Raw genomic sequence first — 23,373 nt, 5'->3', positions numbered from 1 at the left:
TTGGTCGGGCTTGTGTTTTAAATTGGACGACATTTGATTTTAAGGATGGCCGCATGAGTTCGCAGCCTTCGCCCAGACCGCATATCCACCGCAAAGTTCGCCACAGCGTCGAAACCGCTTTGACAGACACGCGTATCGTTTTGATAGCGGGCCCTCGGCAGGCCGGAAAGACGACGCTTGTGCGAGCGTTTGCCGACAGTGATCGTCCATATCTCACATTAGACGATGCCGGTACACTCAGTGCGGGCAAGATCAGACCCGATCGGCTTCATACGAGGAATAAAACCGGCTGTTGTCGATGAGGTTCAACGCGCTCCCGACCTGATGCTGGCGATCAAGGAAAGTGTGGATCGTGATGAGGAGCCGGGGCGTTTTCTGCTAACCGGTTCGGCTGATCTGGCGACAGTGCCGGCAATAGCCGACTCGTTAGCCGGGCGCATGGCCGTTATATCGCTCCCATTCGCTCAATCCGAAATCCGATCGACTTCAGGCCGGATGCTGGATCGGCTTTTTGAGGGCGAAGAGCCCATCAGCGGCGGTATCCCGTCTTTGGCGAGGATCTGATGGACGTCGTCTTGAAGGTGGGTATCCAGAGGCCCTGCGTCGATCAAGCTCGGCGCGCCGGACAGCATGGCTGGAAGACTATGTTGCCCTCATCCTTGATCGGGACGTGCGCGACATTGCAAACATTGATGAACTCGACCGTCTGCCGCGGCTGCTGAATGTCCTCGCCGAGCACTCCAGCCAATTGGTGAACCACAGCAGTTCCGGATCGGCGCTCGGAGTGTCGGGCGTCACTGCCCAGAAATAATCTAGCCATCCTGGAGCGACTTTTCCTGGTGCGGACCCTCTCACCATGGTCCAACAATCGCCTCAGCCGGCTTATCAATAGACCAAAGCTGCATTTCCTCGATACTGGGTTGCTGGCGACATTGCGGGAGGATGAACTGGAAAGATTGAGGGGGATCGAACAAGATTCGGCCCCCTTTTTAAGAGCTTTGTCGTGTCCGAGCTATTAAAACTTTCCTCCTGGTCGGAACGACGCCTGTCGTTTTCGCACTACCGCACCAAGGATCAGGCAAGGTTGACGTTATTGTTGAGGATCGCCGCGGCCGCATTATCGGTATCGAGGTGAAATCCTCCGCCTCCGTGAAGTCGGATGAATTTCGCGGCTTGCGACAATTGCAGGAGGCGGTAGGCGACCGATTCATCAGAGGGCCGGTCTTGCACGATCATGACCGGATTACACCTTTCGGCGAGAGACTACAGGCCGCCCCCATTTCAATCCTCTCGTCGATGTAAGGCACCGCTGAAGATCTCGCTCGGGTCTAGTCCTGCCTTTGATTAACTGAGGACTGTTCCTCCTGGACAGGCTGAAGCAATTCCCAGGCTTCGATGCCGAGGACTCCCGCCAGTCGATCGACGATATCGATGCTTGCGCTGTAAACACAACGTTCCAGCGAGCTTATGTAGGTTCGATCGATGTCGGCACGATGAGCAAGCTCCTCCTGCGACATGCCTCTCGCTTGTCGGGCCGACTTGAGGTTTCGCGCGAAAAGTTCTCGAATCTCCATGCTGGAGAAAGCAGCGGCTTGTAGAGTATTTCGCCACGGAGTATACTCGACATCCCTTCAGGCGCGCTTGGTCGGTGCGGTGGCACGAATGCAAATCACAGCCCGTGGCGTCATAAATCGATCTATGATACCGGCTATGCTGCTGCTTGGGAGGAGCGACGGGACGACGGTTCCCGACCCTTTCATATTAATCAGTCCGCAGTTGAGCTTGAGGACCCGTGTCGCAAAATAAGCTAGTTTTGAGGCCGCTCATCGGCCTGATGAGTAACCAGCCGCCTGAAGAAGTCGAGCGGCATGTTGTGCTGGAGATTGAAAAGCATCGCCGCTTGCGCGACGAGGCCGTGGTTCTGGAGTCCCAAATGGGGGCTGCCGCCGGAACCGAGGAATTGCAGCAGACCAGCCGTTCCTACGTTTCAGCAATGATTGCTCTTCACGCCCAGCAGACCGTGGTTTCGACGCTCCTGGACATCCTCGGGTATCTTCCCGCAATGCCAAGCAAGCCTCATTGACGGTTGTCAGATGAGCCCGAGTTCTTTTGCCATGGCGGTCGCCTGTGGAAGTGAGGTAACGCGGAGTGCCTTCTTTGCACAACGCATGAAGAAGGACACATTGGAGTAGGTCGTGTTTTCAATGATTGCGATCGCCCTCATCGATTTCCCTTCAGCCGACCATCTGAGGGATGTCAGTTCGTTGGCTTTAAGCTGAATGTTGCTCTGGCGGGTTGACTTCAAGTGCATGAGTTCGATCCGTGAATGAACTTGACCGAATGACGCGGCCGCCAGGATCGGATTCAGTTTCTTTCCGGCGGCAAAATCGACTTCATTCGATGCGAGCGTCAGCATCGCCATACGACCGAAGCCCGTCTTGATGGGAACCGTAATGCCCGAGCGAATACCAAACTCCGCGGCCTCGCCGTAAAACCTGCGACGTTCCTTGCTCATGCGGGGCGTTGAAATGTTCGACCAGGCAAACGACTCATACCGGTCCTTCGCAGCGCGGACAACTGGATCGACCGCGGCAAATTCCTGGTCAAAATAGCGAGCTTGCCATTCCGGGTCGTAGTTGGAGATTACGGTCTGTGTGTCCCCGTGGAATCTCAAATAGGCGTAGGCACTAAATCCTGCCTCGAATGTCAATTTCTCAAGGGCGACTTTGACGAGGTCCTCGTCATGCGCGAGGGTGACCTGTTCCGTTAATCGCTCAAACCATTCATCCAATTCATTGCCTCCTGTGACCGAGGGTATGAACGAAAAAGATTGTACAGATTCTATGGCTGCATCTTCTGATACCCATGGATTTTTATCGTGTATGGCGGCTGGATCAAGCCCCCTAACGAAAAAATATGACAGTTAATCGATATTTCTCCTCCTGAGGTTGCCTCGAAAGCGCTACCTGTCTTTGGTAGGACTTCCCGCACAGACGCTCGAGATTTTACTTTGCGACGTAAGCCGATGGGAAGACGATGTCCTGGTCGACGAGAACATTGAATTGGTAACCTGGGCGTATGCGGATCGTCGGCTGAACGTTCAAGTTTTTCGAAATCGTCTGTTCGGCCACGCGACCAAATGTTTCCGAGAAATTCCGTCGGGCTGCATCGGAAGCTGTATCTTGCGTTGCAAGGGTCGAGCTCTCGGGAAGCGACATATCGATCCCTGTTCCAATGAGTGCCACGAGAGCCGCTGAGCCGAACGTGCGCCATAGATGTCGATCGACCTTGTCCCCGAAGCCGCCGTAGCCCTCCGCGTCAGTTCCCGCCATGCCACCAAGCCCGAGTGTAGACCCATTCGCGAAAATGAGGTCAGTCCAGACAACGAGAACACGTTCCTGGCCGAACGACACCTTGGAGTCATAGCGACCAAACAGCTTGGTCCCTTGGGGGATTAGCAGCCGATAACCGGTGGCGCTGTCGTAAATATTCCGGCTGACCTGTGCGGAGATGCGCCCTGGTAAATCCGAGTTGAGCCCGGCAATCATCGTCGCCGGGATGATGGAGCCTCGCTTCAGCTCGAAAGGGGACAACTGCGGTACGACTTTATTGGGAAGATAACCGAGATCCTTGATATCCTGATTGAGAAAGTCTTCCTTCGACCCCTGCTCGTTCGGGCCGAGGTTCTGTCCCATGAGCCCAGACCTCAAGGCCGCTGCATAGAGATCGGGTGGCGATGCGGACCTGGATACCGTCTGCCGACCATCCGTTGCGACCCTATTGGACTCCTTCTCGACTTCGGAAATGTCGACCTTCAATGGCGAATCAAGTGCCGTCGCGCGAGCCTGAAGCCGCGCCATCCGCTGGCGTTGGGCCTCCCGCATATATTGCTCATCCTGTTCTTTCTGAAGTCGGTTTTTCCACTCATCATCTGACTCTGAGCGTCGACCGTGTTCTTGAACATCCGGCCGTTGCAAGTTTTCAAGCGGCGTTTCCTGCCCGGCCTTGACCTGTTCTACGACTGGCGTGGGTTTGAAGACGTCCGCCTGCTCAGGCTCTCCAATGATTCCGTTGAACACTCCCTGCTTCAGCCTGTCGCCAAAGCTGGTCGCCGGCGTGTTCGCCGCGCTAGGCAGGCCATTGTTCGGGTTGAACGACATTCCTCGCCATGAAAGACCAATGACAACCACTGCGATGAACAGAAGAGCTATGACGATGCCAACGACGATCGGCAGGCGATTGAGGTGCCGAATGCCCTTGTTATCATCGCCCTGGTTGGGGCTTCCAAACTGAAGCGACTGGACCATCTTCTGGCTCCTCAGTTCAGATGCATGATAGAAAGGGGTGTCGTGGGCGTCGCCCCAGCCTCTGTTGCGGTATAGGCACGGCTCAGCCAAATAGAAGGCGTTGAAATGCGGGCGAGAACCTGATCGTCCATCGTGTCTATCGAGTACGCGAGATCAACCGGCCTGGCGCCTTTTCCGCCCTTTTGGTCGGCAACGACAGTATAGCCCCAGCCCTTGAGAGCGGCTTTGAGCGCCACCGCATAATCGCTGCTGCCTTCGCTCATCTTCAGTGCGGTCGTGCCAGCGGCGCCGATCTGCTCTGTGAGCCTGCTTGCCATGTCACCGGCGATCGCGCCTGCCGCACGCGCCGAGATGGTCGTCGGCCGAGCGGTGCTGAGGCCACCATCAAGAGATTGGCAGCCAGAAAGCAGGACGGACGTGAGGATGTACGGGATCAGTCTGCACATCGGTCAGCCGCCCCGCCGGACTGAAACTCTCTGTTGACGCCAGCCGACGCCAGAGACAAGGATCGCCGTGTCGACGGCATAGTCGACGATCATCATGTCGTTCTTCATCCTGTAGTTGACGATCCGGTTCTGGCCGCCGCTAACGACGAAGAGCACCGGTGCATCCTGACTGGAGATCGAGCGTGGGAATTGGACATAGGTCTTCGTGCCATCCGAGTAGACCCGCTTGGGTCGCCAGGGGGCACTTCCGCTGATGGTGTAGGAGAAGTTCAGCTTGTCCGGCGCCGTACCGGCAATCCCTCCTGTTTCCAATCGAGCATTGATATCCGCGAGCTTTGTCGAAACGTCTTCCGGATACTCGAAGCCGACGCGAGCCATGTACTGGCTGGGGTGGGACTTGAGCTGGATGTGGTATGTGCGTCGGGAAGTGGTCACGACCATCGAGGTCACGAGACCAGCCTCGGCAGGCTTGACGATCAGGTGGATCGCCTGACCGCCGGTCGCGCCGGAAGTTGCGGGCTCGATCTTCCAGCGCACCGTGTCGCCCACCAGCACGTCGCGCACGATTTCACCGCCCTGAAGCTCGATGTCGCAAACCTGAAGTGGTGAGCAGACGACAGACGGCTGCGCCTCGCCAAAGAGGAACATCACCTTTCCATCCGCTCCCCGGGTGACGAGGCCGCCGGTGCCACGCCACTGACCGGAAATACCCGTGCCCTTTGCCTCCTTCGTCGTCATGCCCTGCGCATGTGCGCTCACCGCAAGAATATATCCTGCCATGCAGCCAACCACCGCGACGACCGTGTTCTTGTGCATTTGATCATCCCCTGCCTTATAGCTGTGCCGTCCAGTCCAGATCATGGACATAGAGGCCGATTGGATTGAGCCGGATCGTCGCCTCGTCTTGTGGCGCGGTGAGCGTAACGGTTGCGATCCCTCGAAAGCGCCGAGTCCCGATCTCTTTGCCCTTGCGGTCGCGCTCATATTCCGTCCAGTCGATCTGGTAGGTCTGGTTCGACAGAGCGACGATGTTGTTGACCTCGATCGCAATCGTCGATGTCTTGGCTTTTTCGAAAGGCGAATTGCCACGGAACCAAGCATTCACCTTTTCGGTGGAAGGGTCGGTGGCACGAAGGAGCGCATAGGTCCGGTCGATATACTGCTTCTGGACGACAGCATCCGGGGTAATGCTTCGAAAACTCGCCACGAAGTTTCCAAGCGTCGCACGCACGACGCGGGCATCTGCATATTCGATCTGCTCCGGAAATCCCGCCGTGACTGACGTACCGAGCTTATCCACTTCGACGATATACGGGACGAGCTTCACCTGCGTGCTCAAATAGAGGGCGTAGCTGAAACCGATCACCGCCATGGCCAGACCGAGGACACCAACGATCCTCCATGCCCGCGCGGCCTGCACGTACGACCCGTACCGCTCGGACCATTCCTGACGGGCGGCGAGATAAGGGTTGTCCGGTGTGCGTCGCGACGCCATCTGTTTGTCCCCGTTTTACCGCTGTTTTTCCTGGTGTTTCGGCAGCGGCGTGGCCGACGGCCCCTTCCCCCGAGCCTCCTCGAGCTTGGCGTTGGCAAGACCAAGGATCGTCCCGGAGTAGGCGCCAGGCGATCCAATCGCCTTTTCCTTCGCTGCTGAACCCGCTGCTTTCGCTCCGGTGCCTAAGACCACGCCCATGCCGCGCAGAGCAGCGCCCGCGGTCGACGAGCCCGCCGTTCGTGTGGCTTGCGCGGCCGCCGCGCCCGCAGCCGCAGATCCCGCCGCCAGAAATGTGGCACCAGCCGCAAAGGACGCCGCTTGGCCGCCGTGTCGGATGGTTTCCATCCCCGCGGTCACGGATGCTCCCTGAACGACGCCTTGAATGATGCTGGGGACATACATGGAGATGATGAAGACGACGACGGAAATGCCAGCGATGGCAAGCGCGGTCTGAAACTGGTCTCCGACGGTCGTTTGGTTAGCAAGGCCAATAAGCACCTGCGAACCGATGCGCGAGATCATGACCAGCGCCATGATCTTCATACCGACGCTGAAGGCATAGACAAGATAGCGGACCGCAAAGTCCTTTGTGAAAGACGAGCCACCCAGGCCGAGCATGATCATCCCGGCGAGGAGGCCAATATACATCTCGACCATGACAGAAACGAATATGGCCGCAACTAGCGAGAAGGAGATGACTGTCACGACCATCGCAAAGGCTGCAGAAATTGCCAGGGCATTATCCTCGAAGAGGCCGAACTGGACCTTCTCCGACAACGCCGTCGCCACGGCGAGGCCCGCATTGAAGACATCGGCTGGCGACGCCGTGCCGCCGTCAGCACCGAGCTGAAAAAGGCTATCGACGACGGCTTTTGCGAACGCGGGCCCCTGGGCAAGAACGAACGCAAAGAAGCCGACGAACATTATTCGGCGGACGAGTTCAGCAAACCAGCTGTCAAGGGAGGCGGCCTGCAATGCCAGCCATACGGCGGCAATGGCGATCTCGATGGTTGCGAGGATCCAGAACAGGGATCTGGCCGCGCCCAGGACGGTGGTTTCCCAACCTTTTGCCGCTGACGTGATCTCGCTCTGCAGCGATGTCAGAATTGAGCCTTCTTGCGCGAGGGCTGGCTGACCGACGGCTACGAGAACGGCAACCAGGAGGCAAGCGCGACGCAAACGCGTCCGTTCGATCGGCATGGTGTCACCACTCCACTTTCATCTTTTCACCGCCGGATGTGGAGGGCGCGGTTGCGCTGAAAAACTTCTCGCGGCGCGCCTGTGCCAGATCCCGGTCGGTCTGTTCGGATTGCAGCCACGTGCTCATCATGGTCATCTGCTGCGAAACGAGGCCGCGAAGCTTCTGCATCTGCGCGACCTGCTGGGCGGCGATCTGATGCCCGACCTGGAGCGCCTTCATCTGTCCGTCGGCTGACTGGGACATCGTACGAAGCGAGCCCATCGTGTCTTCCTCACTGTCGAATTGATCGGCCGTGAGACTTGCTGCTTTCAACGAACTGGCAATCGTGTCACGATTGGTATTGGACCAGATCTGATAGGTGGACGAAAAACTGGCCTCGCTGGGCAAATTCGCCTTAAGGTCTGCATAACTCTGAAATCTCTGTCCAAGCACATCGTCCACATTTCCCATAGAAAACGAGATGCTCCGCCCCTGCTGCACCACATTCCGCAGCTGATTTAGGTCCCTCTCAACCTCGCCCCAGATCTGGTTGGGAAGCTGCGCGGTGTTTTGCAGCATATTTTCGTAGATCCTGAGCTGGTTTTGGATCTGTTCGGCAAGCTGGGTGATCTGCGTGATCTGGTTCTGGATCTGCTCGCCAGATTGCCCGACGAGGGAAATCAGTTCCCCGTTATTGAGGAGCTGGGTCCATTCGGTTGCGGCACCAGTAGCCGTTCCGGCGATCGAAGTCGTCGCTCCGGCGAAGGCCAGGAAAATTCCAACTGATCCGGCAAGCCAGCTATAGCAGCGATGACGCATCGTGAACTCCTCTCGTTCGAAGCCAATGGGCCGGCCAATCGGGGCCGTGCTCGCCCTTGAGTAAGCGAATGCGTTTCAGGTCTTCCTTGCCGGATGCACCGACGAAGCTCAGTGCCAGCGGCCCGAGGGCCATGTCGAACAGGCGCCGGCCCTCGGGAGTGGCGACATAGTATTCACGCTTGGGGATTGCGCTTGAGACGATCTCGATTTGACGCTCGTTGAAGCCGATGCGTTCATAAAACTCCCGCGTTCCGGGCTCGCGTGCAGCGCCGTTGGGAAGGCAGATCTTTGTCAGGCAGGACTCCTTGAGCACATCGATGATGCCGGAGCGTTCCGCATCGGAGATCGACTGCGTTGCAAGCACCACGGCGCAATTCGCTTTCCGCAGAACCTTTAGCCACTCGCGGATCTTGCTGCGGAACACCGGATGGCCAAGCATCAGCCATGCCTCGTCAAGAATGATCAGGCTGGGAGATCCATCAAGCCGGCCCTCGATCCGTCGGAACAGATAGGTGAGCACCGGCACAAGGTTTCGCTCGCCCATGTTCATGAGCTGCTCGATCTCGAAGGTCTGAAAAACACTGAGGGACAATCCATCCCGTTCTGCATCCAGCATCTGACCCATGGGGCCATCGACGGTGTAATGATAAAGCGCCTCCTTGATCTCACGCATCTGGACGCCGCTCACAAAGTCCGACAGAGAGCGGCCGGGCGCCTTCGTCATCAAGCCGATCTGGCGGGAGATTGCGTTGCGATGATCGGGCGTAATGGTAATCCCTTGCAGCGCCACCAGCATCTCGATCCATTCCGATGTCCAGGCTCGATCATTCTCCGAGGAAAGTTCCGAGAGTGGGCAGAACGAAAGTACCGGCGCATTCCCCTCCTCCTCCCCGCAAATCTCATAATGTCGGCCGCCGGCGGCAAGCGTCAGTGGAAGAAGCGAGTTTCCTTTGTCGAACGCAAACACCTGCGCGTGCTCGTAGCGACGAAATTGCGCGGCGATCAGAGCCAGCAGCGTCGACTTCCCCGACCCGGTGGGGCCGAAGATAAGTGTATGGCCGACGTCGTCGACATGGAGGTTCAAGCGGAATGGCGTTGATCCGCTCGCAACCTGCATCAGCGGCGGCGCGTGCGGAGGATAGAAGGGGCACGGCGCGACCGGGTTTCCTGACCAGACCGAATTGAGCGGAATGAGATCGGAGAGATTGCGGGTATTGATCAGCGGTTCGCGGAGGTTGGCGTACCAGTTCCCCGGCAAGCTGCCGAGATAGGCATCCGTGGCATTGAGGGTCTCGATACGTGCGCCAAAGCCTTCCGCCTGCAGTAGACGACGGACCGCTTCGGCCTTTTCCAGGAGAGCATCTCGGTCATCATCAAAAAGGACAACGACCGGTGTATAGTAGCCGAAGGCGGCAAGTTGCGAAGAGGCTTCAGCAATCGCGTCCTCGGTTTCGGCCACCATTGTCATGGCGTCCTGATCGACAGACCGTGACTGTGTCTGGAAGATCTGATCGAAGAATGGCCTGACCTTCTGCTGCCATTTCTTGCGCGTGCGCTCGATCTTCTGCCTCGCTTCTTCCGCATCAAGGAAGATGAAGCGAGACGACCAGCGATAGGTCAACGGCATCAGATCGAGGCTGTTCAATATCCCAGGCCAGCTCTCTGCGGGCAGGCCGTCGATCGCAACGACGCTGAGGAACTTTCCTTCGACCTTCGGGGTCAGCCCATGCTGTAGTTCGGCTGTGACGATCCAGTCGAGATACATCGGTACCTCGGGCAGGCGGATGGGGTGGTTTTCGCCGGTGACGCAAAATCGCACGAACTGGAGGAGTTCATCGTAACGCGCCACCCGCTCCCCTCCCCGCTCAAGCGTCTGCTGAGTTTCCATACGACGGATCGAGAGACTGTTGGCCAGGTATTGCTCTAGCTCGCGGACTGCCGTCTTGAAACCGGCCAACACAGTATCCGCATAGGACTTTTTCCGGCTGTCTTCGTCCGTGTAGATGTATTTGCTGAGTGCAGCGCGCCTCTGTTCTTGCGGCTTGTACGTAAGGACAAGCGCATGCTTGCTTTCAAAGTGACCCCGGGCCTGTTCGAAATGGGCCCTTCGCTCCGCATCGATCGCACGGGTCACTGCATCTGGGAAATGACAACGATCCTCAGCCGCATACTCCACTGTCGGAAGCCGGATGGCTTCGACCTGAATCATCCAGCCGGTTCCCAGTCGGGCAAGGATCAGGTTGATCTGACGTGAGAGCTCATTTCGTTCGGTGTCAGTCGCGCTTTCTGAATCGGGACCGGCAAAATACCATCCCGCCATCAAGCTTCCGTCCTTAAGCAGGAACACGCCATTGTCGATGAGACCGGCATAGGGCACGAGGTCGGCAAAGGATGGACCGGTCGGGCGAAAATGCTTGAGAGCTACCATCCTCGCCCCCTCAATACCGGCGCCACGGCGTGGTGGTAGGCTTGTAGTAGGGCTGAAAGGAAATGTGCCGAACGTAGACCTGCCGCATCATGGGGTCGGCCTTCGCCATCATGCGGAGTGCTCCAACGATGACGATCCAGGCCGCAACGCCGAGCAGCGCCGAGTAGATGGTGAGCACCACAAAGATCAGGATGACCACGGCAACCCCAGTGATGAGGACGAGTTCACGGTCCGCCCCTATCAGCAGATTTGGCCGGGACAATGCGCGATGGATGCGGTTACGGCGAAGGCCGGAAAGAGGCTCAACCATGGGGCCCCTCCTCGCTCGTGTCAGCACTGCTCGACACGTTTCGGTCGACCGGTAATCCAACCGAGGCGCCAGTCGCACCGAAGAGGCCGACAATGGTGGTCGCTCCAAGCAGGATACCGGCAACCAGGACGACATATATCAGACGTCTCGCGAAATCATTGAGCTCGCCACCGAAGATCAGCATTCCCCCGGCGATAGCCACCGCCGCAAGGGCAATATAACCGGCGACCGGGCCGGTGATTGACTCCTGGATTTGCTCAAGAGGGCTTTCCCAGGGCAATGACCCCCCCGAACCCGCCAGCGCCGATGAACCGAGAGTGACCACCGCCAAGCCTGCAAGTCCCAGGCGGATCATAGAGCGGTTAAGCTGCATCGCGCCCATCCTCCCCATAAGGCTCGATCTGATAGTGACCTCCCGCAAATCGACTGACATGCAGGATTTCGCTGACGCGTCGGCCCTTCGGGATACGCTCGATGGCTATAATCAGGTCCACAGCGTCACCGATCACAGCTTGCATGGGTTGCTGACTGACTTCCGCCGTGAGTTGCTCCAGCCGCTGGAGTGCCGAGCGAGCCGTGTTGGCATGGATCGTGGCTATCCCACCTGGATGGCCGGTATTCCAGGCTTTGAGCAGCGTGAGAGCTGCGCCATCGCGGACCTCTCCGATGATGATCCGATCGGGACGAAGTCTCAGTGTGCTTTTCAGCAACCGCGACATGTCTATGGCGTCGCTGGTGTGGAGGCAGACGGCGTTGTCGGCCGCGCACTGGATTTCGGCCGTATCCTCGAGGATCACGAGACGGTCTTCGGGTGAATGGGCAACGATTTCCGCGATGAGCGCATTGGTGAGGGTCGTTTTACCCGAGCCAGTTCCGCCCGCCACCACAATGTTCAGTTTTGCTGCGACGGCACTGCGAATGACATCTGCCTGAGCGGCGGTCACCGTTTTGCTTGCAACATAGTCGTCAAGCGGAATTAGACGGGAAGCTCTTCGGCGAATCGTGAAGGAAGGGCCCGAGACAACTGGAGGCAAGAGACCTTCGAAGCGATGACCACCAATGGGCAGCTCTCCGGATACGATCGGACGTTCGTCATCAACTTCCGAGTTGAGGGCGTGGGCTACACTTCCTATCACCGTCTCCGCGGCCGCTCGGTGCAGTTCTCCGGCGGCCATGATGCCGTGGCCTAATCTCTCGATGAAGAGCTTCCCGTCGGGATTGAGCATGATTTCGACGACGCTCGGGTCGTCGAGCGCCACGCACAAATGGTCGCCAAGGGCATTCTGGAGTTTGCTGACGAGCCTTGGAAGGGAACGATTTTGAGCAGAAATCATAACTCACGCGGCCCTTCGCTGGAGAACGGAAAACGAAGAGCTGTAATTGGCCGGGCGCAAGCGGTGGAAACTCTGCGCGTCAGCCGGAAGGACCCCAGCGATGCTGCGAGTTTCGTTGATCATCACCGGGTCGCCTAGTCGTCGGAGCGGCCACCCGGTCCGCCTCAGGATACGCTCGAGCCGCACGTCCGTCGCTGTTACGATCTCGGAGTATCCATTGAGTATCGACCACTCGACAATGCCGGCGAACATCGCGAGAGTTCCGCTGTGGATCGTACCTTCTCCCCTCCCCTGCCCGTAAGCGGTATCGACGCAGAAACGAGAACTTTCGATCATTGTCTCGTGCCCGGGAAGCCTCCTCTCTCGAAGAAGCTGAGGAAATACCGACTGCAGCATCGTAACGCCTGCCGCCGGTAAAAGCCTGGCACAACCAATAACCGCACCTTGCTCCGCGAGCGCCAGGATGTAGGTCGGTGAAAGTCTGTCGAACTGGTCAAATTCACGGCCGGAGACAGAGTGCACGTCCCACGCCATCCGGCCCTGGAAGATGCGAGCGCGAAGTCGGTGCATGTCGTCAACGACGCGGCGTTCGAATTCACTTTTCGGGTTCTGAATTGCAATCAGTCGCATCGATCAGCTCTCCATCTATCGTTCGATCCGGAGAATTTCGAAGAGCGGAGCCTTGTTCTAGTACAAGAAGTGTTAGCGCTGATTCTTCAAAAAACGCGTTTGGAACCACCTCAGCGAGGGTCGTGCTGCGCTCCTGTTGCTACCAAAAGTGTGAGTAAACCAACCTGGGTCCATAGGTGGTGATGGAGTTAAGAGGTTGACGATTAAGGTTAATCTCGATCTGGGCGGCGGTCCGCTCGTCCGACCTTAACCTTCCGTTAACCAAGTACCGTTTGACGCGAGTAGGGAATCGCGTAACTGTGGTTCGACGGAATTTGAGCGACGATCGATAAAAAACCGTCGTGAGGAAAGATGAAGATCCACGCTATGGCAACCGAAGCATTCGAATCCTCCGCGGATAAGATCGGCAGGCAGTCAAAAATGCTGTCTGCGCAGCTTCAGTCGATCCGTGAGCGGCTGTACGAGCCGAACGCCGCCAAGACCCTCAAGACCTATACTTCGCGTGACGTGGCCGCTCTTCTGGGTATAGCCGAATCGACACTGCGGCAAATGTCTTTGGACGGTGAAAGTGCGATCCCGGATCGGCACGACAACGGCCGTCGCATTTATACGCTTGGACAAATCAGCCAGATCCGCGAGCATCTGGCTCGAAAGCGGCCTAATGAGGCGCTGGAGTTCCTGCCCCGCCGCCGAGAAGGCGATAAACTGCAGGTCATTGCAGTCGCCAACTTCAAAGGCGGCTCAGCAAAGACGACGACCACCGTGCACCTTGCCCACTATCTGGCTATCCAGGGACTAAGGGTGCTTGCGATTGACCTCGATCCGCAAGCTTCGCTATCGGCGATGTTCGGCTATCAGCCGGAATTTGACGTCGATGAAAATGAGACCGTCTACGCCGCGATACGGTATGATGACGAGCGCCGTCCCATCAAAGAAGTCATCAGGACAACCTATTTCGACGGGATCGATCTCATTCCCGCAAACCTGGAGCTCATGGAGTATGAGCACGAGACACCACAGGCGATTGCGGAGGGTTATGGCCGGGGAGATGGAATTTTTTTCCGGCGCCTGGCGGCAGTCATCGCCGAGGTGGAAGAGGACTACGACGTTGTCCTGATCGATGCTCCGCCACAACTTGGGTATCTGACGCTCGGTGCGCTATGCGCCGCGACTAGCCTTTTGATCACCATCCATCCTGCCATGATCGATGTGGCAAGTATGAACCAGTTTCTCGCCATGATGAGCGACCTCATGCACGTCATCGAAGAACGGGGCGGTGTCCTTAGCCACGACTTCATCCGTTATGTCATAACCCGTCACAATCCTAACGACGGACCCCAGGTCAATGTCGTTACGCTCTTGCGGTCCTTGTTCAGGGATGATGTTCTCGCACCGGCCGTCGTCGAGACCACAGCGATTGCAAGCGCCGGTCTTGAGAAGAAGAGCCTTTACGAGATGAATCGCGGAAGTGTTGGCCGCGATACGCTCAACCGGGCACTGGAGTCCGTCGACGCCGTCAACCGGGAGATCTTTCAGCACATCAAACACGTGTGGGGCAGATGATGGTCAATCCGCGCGAACGCAATCAAAGAATGAAGAGCCTGTTCGGGAACGTAGACCCGGACGCGCTGGCAAAACAGCCTCCCCTCCCCTCCTCCTCGCCAGATACGGACAAGCGACGTGTCGGATCCTCCGCGGTGAAGTCGATGGATCGTGCGTTTGTCTCCATCGAGGAAGAGAACAAGCGGCTGCATGATCAGCTGCTTTCTTCAGAGTCGATCATCGAGCTGGATCCAGATCGCGTCATTCCATCCTTCGTCAACGACCGGCTGGACATCGATGGCGACCGGACCTTCCAGGCATTCGTTGATGGGATCAAGGAGGCTGGTCAGAAGATTCCAATTCTCGTTCGACCCCTCGCCGGCAAACCCGGTCACTATCAGGCGGCCTACGGTCATCGCCGGCTTCGCGCCTGCCAGATCCTGAGACGGCCTGTCAAAGCTATCGTTCGGGAGCTCTCGGATGAAGAGCTCGTAGTCTCACAAGGGATCGAGAACTCCGAGCGCCTTAATCTGTCTTTTATCGAGCAGGCTCGCTTCGCCCTGACTTTGAAAGATCAGGGCTATTCGCGCGAGACCATTTCCGATGCGCTGGGGCGCAAAGAAGGCCAGCGGCTCGCCTACATTTCGATTTTAACGAACACTGCCGTCCTGATTCCAGACGATCTTATTCGTCTCATCGGACCGGCCCCGTCTATCGGGCGACCGAAATGGGAAAAGCTCGGATCTCTTATCGGCAACCGAGCCTTGTCCACTGAGCAGAAGAAAGTTGTCGATGAGTTGTCCAGTTCAGCCGCTTGGGCTGAGGTGGATAGCGACCGGCGGTTTGCACTGGTCGTCGATGCCCTCGACAGTCGCGTTAAGCAGGCCACGGAATTGACGCAGATCGAAGTGGCGGGTGGTCGGATCATCACTGCGAAACGAACCGACACAGCAACACGCATTTCGATCCCCGAAGATCAAATGCCGGGCCTTTCTGCCTGGCTATTGCAGCGGCTTCCCGACCTGGTCGAGGAGTTCCAGGCAGCTCAAGGTGAGGGCTCAGGGATGAAATAAAGTAACAGCACGAAAAAGGGCCCGCCGACGGCAATCGGCAGACCCCTTAATCCACTAGCCGACAGAACGAAACGATCCGTCGACATCAGCTCTAGCAATCTGATTCTAGGCCGGTCGTGGCACATAATCAAGTCTCTGTATCCACGGGGGCAGATTTTTTGTGCCCTGCATTCTGCGGCTTCCTCGCGACACCCGTGTTGAACTGCGCCCTAAAGGCCGCAGCAGGATAGCTATGACCGAACTTAACTCCGTTGCGTCGTTCAGACGCGTAACGCCCGGCATCGTCGCCAGCGCGCGGCTCGCGATGGCAAACGATGTCCCGGACGTGAGCAAGGGCGAGATCGCCCTCCTCTTAAAAAAAGCTGCACCCATCCTGGGCATCGACGGCACGACCTATCACGTGATGGACATTCTGCTCGGTCTCTCACGTGCCGACGACTGGCGTGGGGCCTCCCGCCCGATCGTCGCGATTTCGAATGCCAAGCTTGCTGAGTACACTATGCGGTCGCAGCGGACAGTCATCCGATGCGTTCGACGGCTCGTTGAAGTCGGGATCGCCGCCTATCGCGACAGTTCTACAGGCCGCCGCTTCATCTACCGGGATGACGCAGGCGCCATCAATGCCGGGTACGGCATCGATTTCACGCCTGCACGTGTGCGGGTAGCGGAACTCAAAGCCGCGGTTGAAGAGTATCAACGCAAGCTGGGCGCAGAACTGGCGGCAAAGCGAGATATTGCTCGGCTCGCTCGCGCAATCGAAGACATCTGCAGGGCTTTCCCTGACCGAGCCACTGAACTTAGACAGCAGTCCGCCGCCTTAGTGGAAGCGGCAATTTCGTTGGAACTTCGTGCCGAAGGATTTCGCGAGCTACATGCCCAAGCGGTGGACGTAGCCCCAGAGCATCAGTCGCTTCATGATATGTCGCGCGAGGGTGACATTCATGTCACTCCTAATATATATACAAACCCAGAATCTTCATCTGAAAGTAGGCAAAAACGGACCCGCTCTAACGAGCGGGAACAAAATTACATTAGCGTCAGCAAAGCTGACGAAAATGCTTTTGAAAAAAAGCATGGGGCCGAGGCAAAGGCGACGCAAGAGCATGCCGTGGGCAAAACCCGGGTAAATGACGTGGTTCAGGCGGAAGTATTGGGCTCCGTGTCGATCGGCCTCCTCCGCGCCGCGTGCCCTCAGGCACAGAGCATGATCGGGGCCGTGTTCGACTCCTGGTCAGCATTGGGGAGATCCGGGGAAATGCTTCGCCGTATGGTCGGCCTTTCCGAGTCAGGATGGAATGAGGGAAAAGCTCGAGCCGGCATCCTTGCCGCGACCGCAATCCTGGCGACGGTTGTGGAGAAATCGATCCGCGATCCTGAGCAGATTTCCAAACCCGGTGGATATTTCCGGGCCATGATCGATAGGGCGGTCGAGGGGAAGCTGAACCTTGAGCGTAGCCTTTTTGGCTTGGCGGATGTAGCCTACGGTAATGTGGCTGGCTGAGTGATGCGATTTCCCCGCGGTCGAAAGCCTGGTCTGGATCCTGCGGATCGGCGTGCACATCTGCCCGCGGGAGAAGGTCCATGGTGGGGCGCTAAGGTTATCCAAATCCTATGCGGCGCCTATAGACACTGCAGGTCGGCTGTATCGAGCAGGTTCCCTCGGTCGTGGTGGCAGTGTGGCCGTTCGGAGATTTTGTGCCCAAAGGCCACACTGCAGAAGCCGGTCTCAGGCATCTTCCCGAAGGAGCCTCCAGGCGACGTTGCGGGCCGGCTAATCCGCGACGCCTTCGCGCATTCGCGTTGATGGGATCGTTGCGATCGCGGCAGCTCCCGAAGGATGTAAGCCTGCCCTACCCTGCCTCCAAGCGCCGCGCTCAGGCTAGATTCCTGTCTGAGCCAAGTCGTGACGCGAGCGACCGCCCGACGTAGAAATCCTCCTTGTGGAAGACGCTAGTCGGTTCAATGTGTGCCGGAAACGGCAGCGCTCAATCCTCGTGGTCAGGACATTCTCCTCCATTCAGCAACATAGCGAATGGTCCTAGCAAGCGGTCTTTTGGCGTGGTTAGGTTTCTGGTCTTCGTACTCGGCGGACCTGAGTCTTTCATCGGGTACATAATGGCGCGGCCTTCGCTCCGCTCCGTTTCACGCAGTCGGACCGAATCTCGCTTAGGAACGTTCGCCGACCCTATTTTCTTCAATGACACAGGGAATAATTCCACCGGATGTCTTCGGCGCGTTGGCAGTCGCGGTCTCCCATCTATGGTCCGATATGATTTACGGCGCGCAGGTAGGACCGGACGAACCGTTGCCGACGTCAGCAACGGTCGATCCATCCCGGCGACGAGCCCAAAACCGGGTCGGGGATTTTGGCCTCGAATAAAGTGGTTGGGGCTGATGAGGGCTAAAAGGTAACAGCTGTTACTTTCGCTGATCTTCGGAAACGCGGTTTGCGAGCGGCCTGCAAAGTACGAGGCAGACCAAAGCGCACAAGAGTAACAGCTGTTACTGCTATCAGCGTATCATGGGGAGGCATGGTGAGGGCGGCTGCACCCGGGGTAACACCCTTCCGCTGCTCAGATTGGGAACTGCGATGGCTTTGTCCCAAGGCCGTCATTAGGTTCAGCAAGCTCCGCGGGACGTCCAGCTACATTGGTGTCTATGCCGTGAACTAGCCGGCCCCTGAAAAATTGAACAGTGAATCGAGAGTAACAGCTGTTACTTTAGTTACACAACGGATATGACGGCCCGACTCGCTGCGGAGACGTGCATGGAATCTTCCAGTCGCGGCTGTCGACAATTGTGAGCTTGATAGGTTCGACCTCGACACAGCAAGTAGGATCATTCCGACCTTATCTGCTGCCGCAGTTCAGCTGAAAAGAGTTCAAAGCCGTATATGATTGACGGCCCTTGGGTGGGATCCGCAAGGCCTCAGCGGCGAGAAGGCGTGGCAACGCCCGACGAAACTCTTCGACCCCAGCGGTGCCTCCCTCACTGTGGCCGCCTTCATTCCAGACTTGGTTCGTTCAGCGATCATGCGCGTTCGAGATGGGCGACGGCGCCGAGGACCTGCAAGGAGAACATTCCCTGTCGCGTTTACGTGTCGATCGGATAACGGCGCGACCGGACATGAATGCCGCGAGCTTTTCGAGGTTACAGATCACGCCGAGCAAATGGCTGACAGATCGGTCCGGTTGTTCGAGGCGCGGCTCACCAAATCACGGTTACGAACCAGCGACGGGTCGCCCGCAAAGGCAAAACGCCCGCCAGCGGCGCGCTGTGGCGGAAGTTCCGAGAAACGGTCCGGATTTGAGCAAGTTCAATCGCGCATACCGGTGATTGCTCCTGCCAGGACGGCAAGGTGTCGGCCTGCGATTTAGATGGCACGCGCGATGGGTCTATATTTCCTGCAAAGGAGACTGCAGTGGCCGCACCACAACTCCCGGTCCGAAGCTCCAAGGCAAGGGATCTGGCTCAGGACTCGCGCGCCGTGAGAACCGCTCGATTGCCGAAGTGGTCGAACGCGCGCTTGAAGCCTACGAGACAAGCGAGGCGGGTCGCGAACCGGCGGCGACCTTTTACCCCCGGGTCAACGCGCAAGCCGCCACAGATATTGACCTGGATGCCGTCATCAGTGAAAGCCGTGGTCCTCACCAGGCATCGAGCTTTGATATCTCTCGATACCAACGTTGTCTCGGAGACGTTGCGGAAGGTTGCTAACCAAGCCGTGATGGCCTGGCTTCGGTTCGACGCGGAATTGGCATAGCCCACAGTGACATTTGCCGAGATTGCTTTCGGCATTCAAAAGATCAGGCCCGACCAGCGGGCCGAGCGTTTGGAACAGCTGGCGGAGTGGCGTCTTCGGTTTGCCGATCGGATGTTTGGTCTCGCAGAAGAAGCCGCGCTCACCTATTGTGAGATCATCGGGCCGCAGCTCGTCGGGGGCACGCAATCTCACGGATTTTGAAACGACAGGTCTCGTGCTCCTCAACCCGTGGGATTTCTAACCCGTTCGAATGCATGGGCCTTCGTCGTCCGCATTTCCGATGATTGTTGTCATGGGGTATGCGAGCGTGGCGGGAGGACGACAGCCTTTTCTCGGCGGCTTCTGAACTCTTTCTGGCCTCTATTTCGTGGCGGTTCTCACCGTTGCGACATGCAGCCAGCGACACGTGCGGTTCAAAGAATCGGATCGCCAGGCCACTGAGCCGCGCCGCGTTGTTGCAATAGCTCGAAGGCTCTTGCACCGAACGATGGTGTGACTGCTCCATCGGCTCGGGGAGCGGGATGCCGCGATTGGCGGCCTCGGTCAGATATCCCGACCGGAGCCCATTTGCGGGAAACTGCCCCCGCTCCAGCCCGGCCATTTCCGCCCGCTGTTTGAAGATCGCGTTGACCGACTGAGGATCCAGCGCACTCTTGGAGACCGTCCCCCAGCGCCCGATCCCCCGGAACACGCTGCGGCTTTCGATCTTCGCCGCCGCCATCCAGGCATTCAGCGCCTCGACCGGCTGACCGGCCAGATAGACGTTATCGTCCTGCTCGCCAGTGCTGGTCTTGGTGCGGTCGAGATGAATGGCAAGGGGGGGTGGCTCCATTCTCGACCGGTATGGGGGGGCTCGACGGTCAATTGTTCGCGCCGCAATCCGGCAATCTCGATGCGCCGGCGGCCGCCTGAAGCGAAGGCGACCATCCGGATCGCCCGGTCGCGGAGATCGCGCAGGCGGTCAGTCGCGCAGGTCACCAGCAGTTTTGCCAGGACTTCGCCTGTCACGGCCTTGGCGCTCTTGCGGCGGCGCGCGCGGCGAGGCGGATCGCCGACGTGAGGGCAGGGCAGGCGAACGCCCCGTCGAGGCCATGTCGTCAGCGCGCTGTTCCGTTTGCCAGAGATGGTGGGCGACAAATTTTTGCAGCACGGCCTCGGGTGCTGGCCAGGGGAGGGAAGCACCGGTCGCAGCCAGAGACCAGACCTGCAGATAGGCGAGCTCGGAGGTGAGTGCGCGCAGCGTGTTGTCGCCCATGCCGTCATTGATCAGGTGGCGCAGCGTTGCGACATCCTGGTCGGTCAGAGGTTCTGCCAGTTCGTCGCGGCGGTCGATCGGCAGGACGGCGGCGATCGTGTCGAGTTGTTTGGCACGGGCGCAGACGAGCGTTAAGCGGTCAGTCACCATGCGCGTAAGGCCGAGCACGTTACCTCCTCCTTCCGGGCTGCGGCAGCAAGCTTGCGGAAGAGTGTGGCCAGCGGGACTTGCTCAATCAATGCCAGGGCAAGATAGGCTGCGTCATAGGCGCTGAGACGATGTTGACGCGACAGCCGGACCACCGCTGTGTCGTCGCCCGGTCCAACGAGCTTCAACGCAGCTCACGGAAACGCGACAGGGCCGAATGTATAAGGTCGTCAGATATCCGGCCACGCCGTTCGGCGTTCAACAAAAAACTTCGAAACTCGTGACGCAGCAGATCAGGCGTCAAGGCATCCTCAGCGGCCTTGCACTCCATCGTCTGATCGGCGATCGTGGTTTCCTCGTCCGGCAGCCGCCATGCGCCGACGATCGAGGCATCGACGATGAACGCCATCAGCGGCGGCCGTCCTGTTTCCAGGCCTGAATTTCCTCATGGCTGACAGGCTTTGCCTGAGCGCGGAAACCACGAACCGCCTCAATAGCAGAGAGGCGCTGGCGACGTTGGTCGATGGCCACCAGGCGGGCAGCCGGATCATTCCCGCGAGCAATTATAATGTCCTCCCCGGCCTCGATGCGCTCCAGCAGTTCGGACAGATGGGTCTTGGCCTCGGCGACCTTGGCTGTGACGCTCATTCTAAACTCCCGCTGCCCGGTGGACGTAGCTACCGGCCGATCCTTCCTCTGAAAGAATATTTGCTCTTCTCCACCTGATCAATGGAGGGACTAAGCTACCATCGATAAGCGTTCGCGTTTGCCGGCTCTCGCAGGCTTTGTTTACCGAAAATGCGGCGGAGTGGTCGATCGGGCAACGTGCTTGCACACTCATGCCTGGTGGGCAGGGTTGGTGTTGATTTTGGGCCCTGATGGTAATACCTTTATGAAATCTGGTATTACAAGGTCACCAAAATGACGACTACAGTCACGGCAAAAGGGCAAGTCACGATCCCGAAGGCGGTTCGGGACCTGCTCGGAATCACACCTGGCAGCAAGGTCGATTTCCATCGGGCTGCTGATGGAAGCGTCGTCCTGACAAGGGCGGATAAGAAGCAGCCGGCGAGTCGCTTCGAAAAACTCCGCGGCCATGCTGGGAAGGGCCTCGATACCGAGGCCATCATGGCGATGACCCGGGGCGAAGCGTGACGCTCGTCGACACAAATGTCCTGCTTGATCTCGTAACCAATGATCCGATCTGGGCGGACTGGTCTGTCGCGCAGCTGGAAGCTGCCGGCCTTTCAGGACCATTGTTGATCAACGATGTGATCTACGCCGAACTTGCCGTCCGTTATGAACGTATCGAGGAACTGGATGCGTTTATCGACGAGGCCGGCTTGGAACTTACTTCATTGCCGCGCGCGGCGTTGTTTCTTGCTGGAAAGGTATTTGCGCAGTACCGCAAGGCCGGCGGTTCGCGTTCCGGTGTGCTCCCGGACTTTTTCATCGGCTCGCAGGCCGCCGTGCAGAAACTGCCGCTGCTGACCCGGGACATCGGCCGTTATCGGACCTATTTTCCAACGGTTGAGCTGATCACGCCGGATTCGTGATCTCATACGCGGCGGGCAGGATTCGATGCTTCTCTACAGTCCCGCAGCCTTGGTGAGATTGACCCGAAACCGATCGCGTCGGCGTTGATACTTGCGGGTCATTTCCGCGCTGGCATGACCGAGTTGTTTCTGGATATATCGCTCATCGGCTTCGGCAGAGGAGGCGAGGCCGGCGCGCAGCGAGTGCCCTGAGAACTTTTCCGCACGCTCGTTTTCGGTGAGGTCTGGCCGCACGCCGGCAGCCAATGCCACCTTCTTGACAAGACGTGCCACCTCCCGATCATTCAATCTGTCCGGTCCAACATCCTTGCCTTGACCGCGGACACGGCGGAAGAGGGGACCTCTTTCAATCCGGGCGAACTTGATCCAGGTCTCGACGGCGACGAGCGGGCAGGTGACGTCTGAAGAGCCGCGTCCGATTTCGACCTCGCGCCAACCGGTCTTGCCTCGGAGGGTGACGAGCAGGCCCTTGTCGAGAATTTCGACCCAGCCGTGGCCGTCCTCGGTCTGGTCGCGGCCGCAATCCAACCCGACGATCTCCGAACGTCGCAGGCCGCCGGCAAAGCCGATGAGCAGCATTGTCCGATCCCTAATACCGCGCAGGGTTCCTCTGTCGAGAGTTTCGAGCATGGCGATCAGATGCTCGGGAAGGACGGCTTCCTTCTGGCGAGGTGGGGCGCCGTGCGTGTTGCGGATGCCGGCGAGTACAGTGGCGATGTGCCGATCCTTGCGGTTGAGTGGCGTACCGCGTTGGGCATAGTTCCACGACAGCGACGAAAGGCGGCGTTCGATGGTCGAGACGGAATTGCTCTTTGGGTTTCGCTCTGCCGTACCCGATGCAAGAGCCGTAATGTAAAGCCCGATTATCTGCGGGTCCGGGGGGAGGGGAGAAAGATTGGAGCGCTGGCACCACGCAGAAAAATGCTTCCAGTCGGAGGCATACGCCCTGCGGGTGTTGGCGGAGCTTGCTGCCTCGACATAGCTGCGCGCCCGATCGGCCAGGCGCTCGATGTGCGCCGGCAGGCCGGCGTTGGCATCCGCGATCGGGGAGGGGAGTTCTGTGACGCCAGGGTTGGTATCGACCGCTA

The 23,373-nt window shown here is 58.3% G+C and carries 22 protein-coding genes and 5 pseudogenes; 9 read left to right on the top strand and 18 right to left on the bottom strand.

Annotated features, from left to right (window positions below):
* Positions 1-53 precede the first annotated feature (53 nt).
* Positions 54-1,302, top strand: a pseudogene (locus PMI07_RS16900) (ATP-binding protein).
* A gap of 26 nt (positions 1,303-1,328) precedes the next feature.
* On the opposite strand, the gene PMI07_RS16895 reads toward PMI07_RS16900, so the two are convergent.
* Entirely contained in the window at positions 1,329-1,574 is a 246-nt protein-coding gene (locus tag PMI07_RS16895) for a helix-turn-helix transcriptional regulator (protein WP_037087228.1), read from the bottom strand.
* Between the two features lie 218 nt (positions 1,575-1,792).
* Between PMI07_RS16895 and PMI07_RS16890 the strand changes: the two genes are divergently transcribed.
* Positions 1,793-2,083, top strand: a complete 291-nt coding sequence (locus tag PMI07_RS16890; RefSeq protein WP_007755430.1) for a transcriptional repressor TraM — start codon at positions 1,793-1,795, stop codon at positions 2,081-2,083.
* A gap of 6 nt (positions 2,084-2,089) precedes the next feature.
* Here PMI07_RS16890 and PMI07_RS16885 read toward each other — a convergent pair whose 3' ends face one another.
* The 12 genes from PMI07_RS16885 to traI all read right to left on the bottom strand — a co-directional run bounded on the left by PMI07_RS16885 (position 2,090) and on the right by traI (position 12,949).
* A complete protein-coding gene (locus tag PMI07_RS16885; protein WP_007755433.1) occupies positions 2,090-2,791 on the bottom strand; it encodes an autoinducer binding domain-containing protein in 702 nt (233 codons plus the stop codon).
* Positions 2,792-3,005: 214 nt separating this feature from the next.
* A complete protein-coding gene (trbI, locus tag PMI07_RS16880; protein WP_007755443.1) occupies positions 3,006-4,307 on the bottom strand; it encodes an IncP-type conjugal transfer protein TrbI in 1,302 nt (433 codons plus the stop codon).
* A gap of 11 nt (positions 4,308-4,318) precedes the next feature.
* Positions 4,319-4,753, bottom strand: a complete 435-nt coding sequence (gene trbH, locus PMI07_RS16875; RefSeq protein WP_007755446.1) for a conjugal transfer protein TrbH — start codon at positions 4,751-4,753, stop codon at positions 4,319-4,321.
* Between the two features lie 3 nt (positions 4,754-4,756).
* Positions 4,757-5,569 (bottom strand): P-type conjugative transfer protein TrbG, encoded by an 813-nt coding sequence (gene trbG, locus PMI07_RS16870; RefSeq protein ID WP_007755449.1) that lies wholly within the window; start codon positions 5,567-5,569, stop codon positions 4,757-4,759.
* Positions 5,570-5,585: 16 nt separating this feature from the next.
* Positions 5,586-6,248, bottom strand: a complete 663-nt coding sequence (locus tag PMI07_RS16865) for a conjugal transfer protein TrbF (RefSeq protein ID WP_007755452.1) — start codon at positions 6,246-6,248, stop codon at positions 5,586-5,588.
* Positions 6,249-6,263: 15 nt separating this feature from the next.
* Positions 6,264-7,448: a P-type conjugative transfer protein TrbL gene (trbL, locus tag PMI07_RS16860; protein WP_024163871.1), complete on the bottom strand. Its 1,185-nt coding sequence runs from the start codon at positions 7,446-7,448 to the stop codon at positions 6,264-6,266.
* A gap of 4 nt (positions 7,449-7,452) precedes the next feature.
* Entirely contained in the window at positions 7,453-8,247 is a 795-nt protein-coding gene (gene trbJ / locus PMI07_RS16855; RefSeq protein ID WP_007767692.1) for a P-type conjugative transfer protein TrbJ, read from the bottom strand.
* Positions 8,228-10,675: a conjugal transfer protein TrbE gene (locus PMI07_RS16850; protein ID WP_007767695.1), complete on the bottom strand. Its 2,448-nt coding sequence runs from the start codon at positions 10,673-10,675 to the stop codon at positions 8,228-8,230. The genes trbJ and PMI07_RS16850 overlap by 20 nt, the downstream gene beginning before the upstream one ends.
* 10 nt (positions 10,676-10,685) lie before the next feature.
* Positions 10,686-10,985 carry a conjugal transfer protein TrbD gene (locus PMI07_RS16845; protein WP_007767698.1) on the bottom strand — a complete coding sequence of 100 codons (300 nt, stop codon included), beginning with the start codon at positions 10,983-10,985 and terminating at the stop codon, positions 10,686-10,688.
* Positions 10,978-11,340: a TrbC/VirB2 family protein gene (locus PMI07_RS16840; RefSeq protein ID WP_245277184.1), complete on the bottom strand. Its 363-nt coding sequence runs from the start codon at positions 11,338-11,340 to the stop codon at positions 10,978-10,980. Before PMI07_RS16840 ends, PMI07_RS16845 begins: the two co-directional genes overlap by 8 nt.
* 7 nt (positions 11,341-11,347) lie before the next feature.
* Entirely contained in the window at positions 11,348-12,319 is a 972-nt protein-coding gene (trbB, locus tag PMI07_RS16835; RefSeq protein ID WP_007767702.1) for a P-type conjugative transfer ATPase TrbB, read from the bottom strand.
* A 3-nt stretch (positions 12,320-12,322) separates the two neighbouring features.
* A complete protein-coding gene (gene traI / locus PMI07_RS16830) occupies positions 12,323-12,949 on the bottom strand; it encodes an acyl-homoserine-lactone synthase TraI (protein ID WP_007767704.1) in 627 nt (208 codons plus the stop codon).
* Between the two features lie 366 nt (positions 12,950-13,315).
* On the opposite strand from traI, the gene repA reads away from it, so the two are divergent.
* From repA to repC, 3 genes are all read left to right on the top strand, one after another.
* Positions 13,316-14,512: a plasmid partitioning protein RepA gene (gene repA / locus PMI07_RS16825; protein ID WP_245277175.1), complete on the top strand. Its 1,197-nt coding sequence runs from the start codon at positions 13,316-13,318 to the stop codon at positions 14,510-14,512.
* Complete coding sequence (gene repB / locus PMI07_RS16820; RefSeq protein WP_051484198.1) at positions 14,500-15,564, top strand: plasmid partitioning protein RepB; 1,065 nt, start codon at positions 14,500-14,502, stop codon at positions 15,562-15,564. The genes repA and repB overlap by 13 nt, the downstream gene beginning before the upstream one ends.
* A gap of 232 nt (positions 15,565-15,796) precedes the next feature.
* Positions 15,797-17,065 carry a plasmid replication protein RepC gene (gene repC, locus PMI07_RS16815; protein ID WP_007767716.1) on the top strand — a complete coding sequence of 423 codons (1,269 nt, stop codon included), beginning with the start codon at positions 15,797-15,799 and terminating at the stop codon, positions 17,063-17,065.
* Positions 17,066-18,559: 1,494 nt separating this feature from the next.
* Here repC and PMI07_RS35740 read toward each other — a convergent pair.
* Positions 18,560-18,767, bottom strand: a pseudogene (locus PMI07_RS35740) (recombinase family protein); the annotation flags it as partial.
* A gap of 218 nt (positions 18,768-18,985) precedes the next feature.
* Between PMI07_RS35740 and PMI07_RS34270 the strand changes: the two are divergent.
* A pseudogene (locus tag PMI07_RS34270) lies at positions 18,986-19,281 on the top strand (plasmid stabilization protein).
* A pseudogene (locus PMI07_RS35735) lies at positions 19,229-19,568 on the top strand (PIN domain-containing protein). The pseudogenes PMI07_RS34270 and PMI07_RS35735 overlap by 53 nt, the downstream one beginning before the upstream one ends.
* Positions 19,569-19,748: 180 nt before the next feature.
* Here PMI07_RS35735 and PMI07_RS16805 read toward each other — a convergent pair.
* The 3 genes and pseudogenes from PMI07_RS16805 to PMI07_RS16795 form a co-directional block, all read right to left on the bottom strand.
* Positions 19,749-20,732, bottom strand: a pseudogene (locus PMI07_RS16805) (tyrosine-type recombinase/integrase); the annotation flags it as partial.
* A gap of 181 nt (positions 20,733-20,913) precedes the next feature.
* Positions 20,914-21,138, bottom strand: coding sequence for a type II toxin-antitoxin system VapC family toxin (locus PMI07_RS35730; RefSeq protein WP_024163870.1), 225 nt, complete (start codon positions 21,136-21,138; stop codon positions 20,914-20,916).
* Positions 21,138-21,377 carry a type II toxin-antitoxin system prevent-host-death family antitoxin gene (locus PMI07_RS16795; protein WP_007772034.1) on the bottom strand — a complete coding sequence of 80 codons (240 nt, stop codon included), beginning with the start codon at positions 21,375-21,377 and terminating at the stop codon, positions 21,138-21,140. The genes PMI07_RS35730 and PMI07_RS16795 overlap by 1 nt, the downstream gene beginning before the upstream one ends.
* A gap of 273 nt (positions 21,378-21,650) precedes the next feature.
* Here PMI07_RS16795 and PMI07_RS16790 point away from each other — a divergent pair, with 273 nt between their 5' ends.
* Both PMI07_RS16790 and PMI07_RS16785 read left to right on the top strand, forming a co-directional pair.
* Entirely contained in the window at positions 21,651-21,884 is a 234-nt protein-coding gene (locus tag PMI07_RS16790) for an AbrB/MazE/SpoVT family DNA-binding domain-containing protein (protein WP_007772032.1), read from the top strand.
* Positions 21,881-22,285: a type II toxin-antitoxin system VapC family toxin gene (locus tag PMI07_RS16785; RefSeq protein WP_007772030.1), complete on the top strand. Its 405-nt coding sequence runs from the start codon at positions 21,881-21,883 to the stop codon at positions 22,283-22,285. Before PMI07_RS16790 ends, PMI07_RS16785 begins: the two co-directional genes overlap by 4 nt.
* Positions 22,286-22,318: 33 nt before the next feature.
* Here PMI07_RS16785 and PMI07_RS16780 read toward each other — a convergent pair whose 3' ends face one another.
* A complete protein-coding gene (locus PMI07_RS16780; RefSeq protein WP_245277183.1) occupies positions 22,319-23,329 on the bottom strand; it encodes a site-specific integrase in 1,011 nt (336 codons plus the stop codon).
* Between the last annotated feature and the right edge of the window lie 44 nt (positions 23,330-23,373).

The organism is Rhizobium sp. CF080 (genome assembly GCF_000282095.2).
Lineage (GTDB): Bacteria > Pseudomonadota > Alphaproteobacteria > Rhizobiales > Rhizobiaceae > Neorhizobium.
The sequence above is the reverse complement of the archived record's forward strand: the minus strand, read 5'-3'. Positions and strand labels throughout refer to the sequence as shown.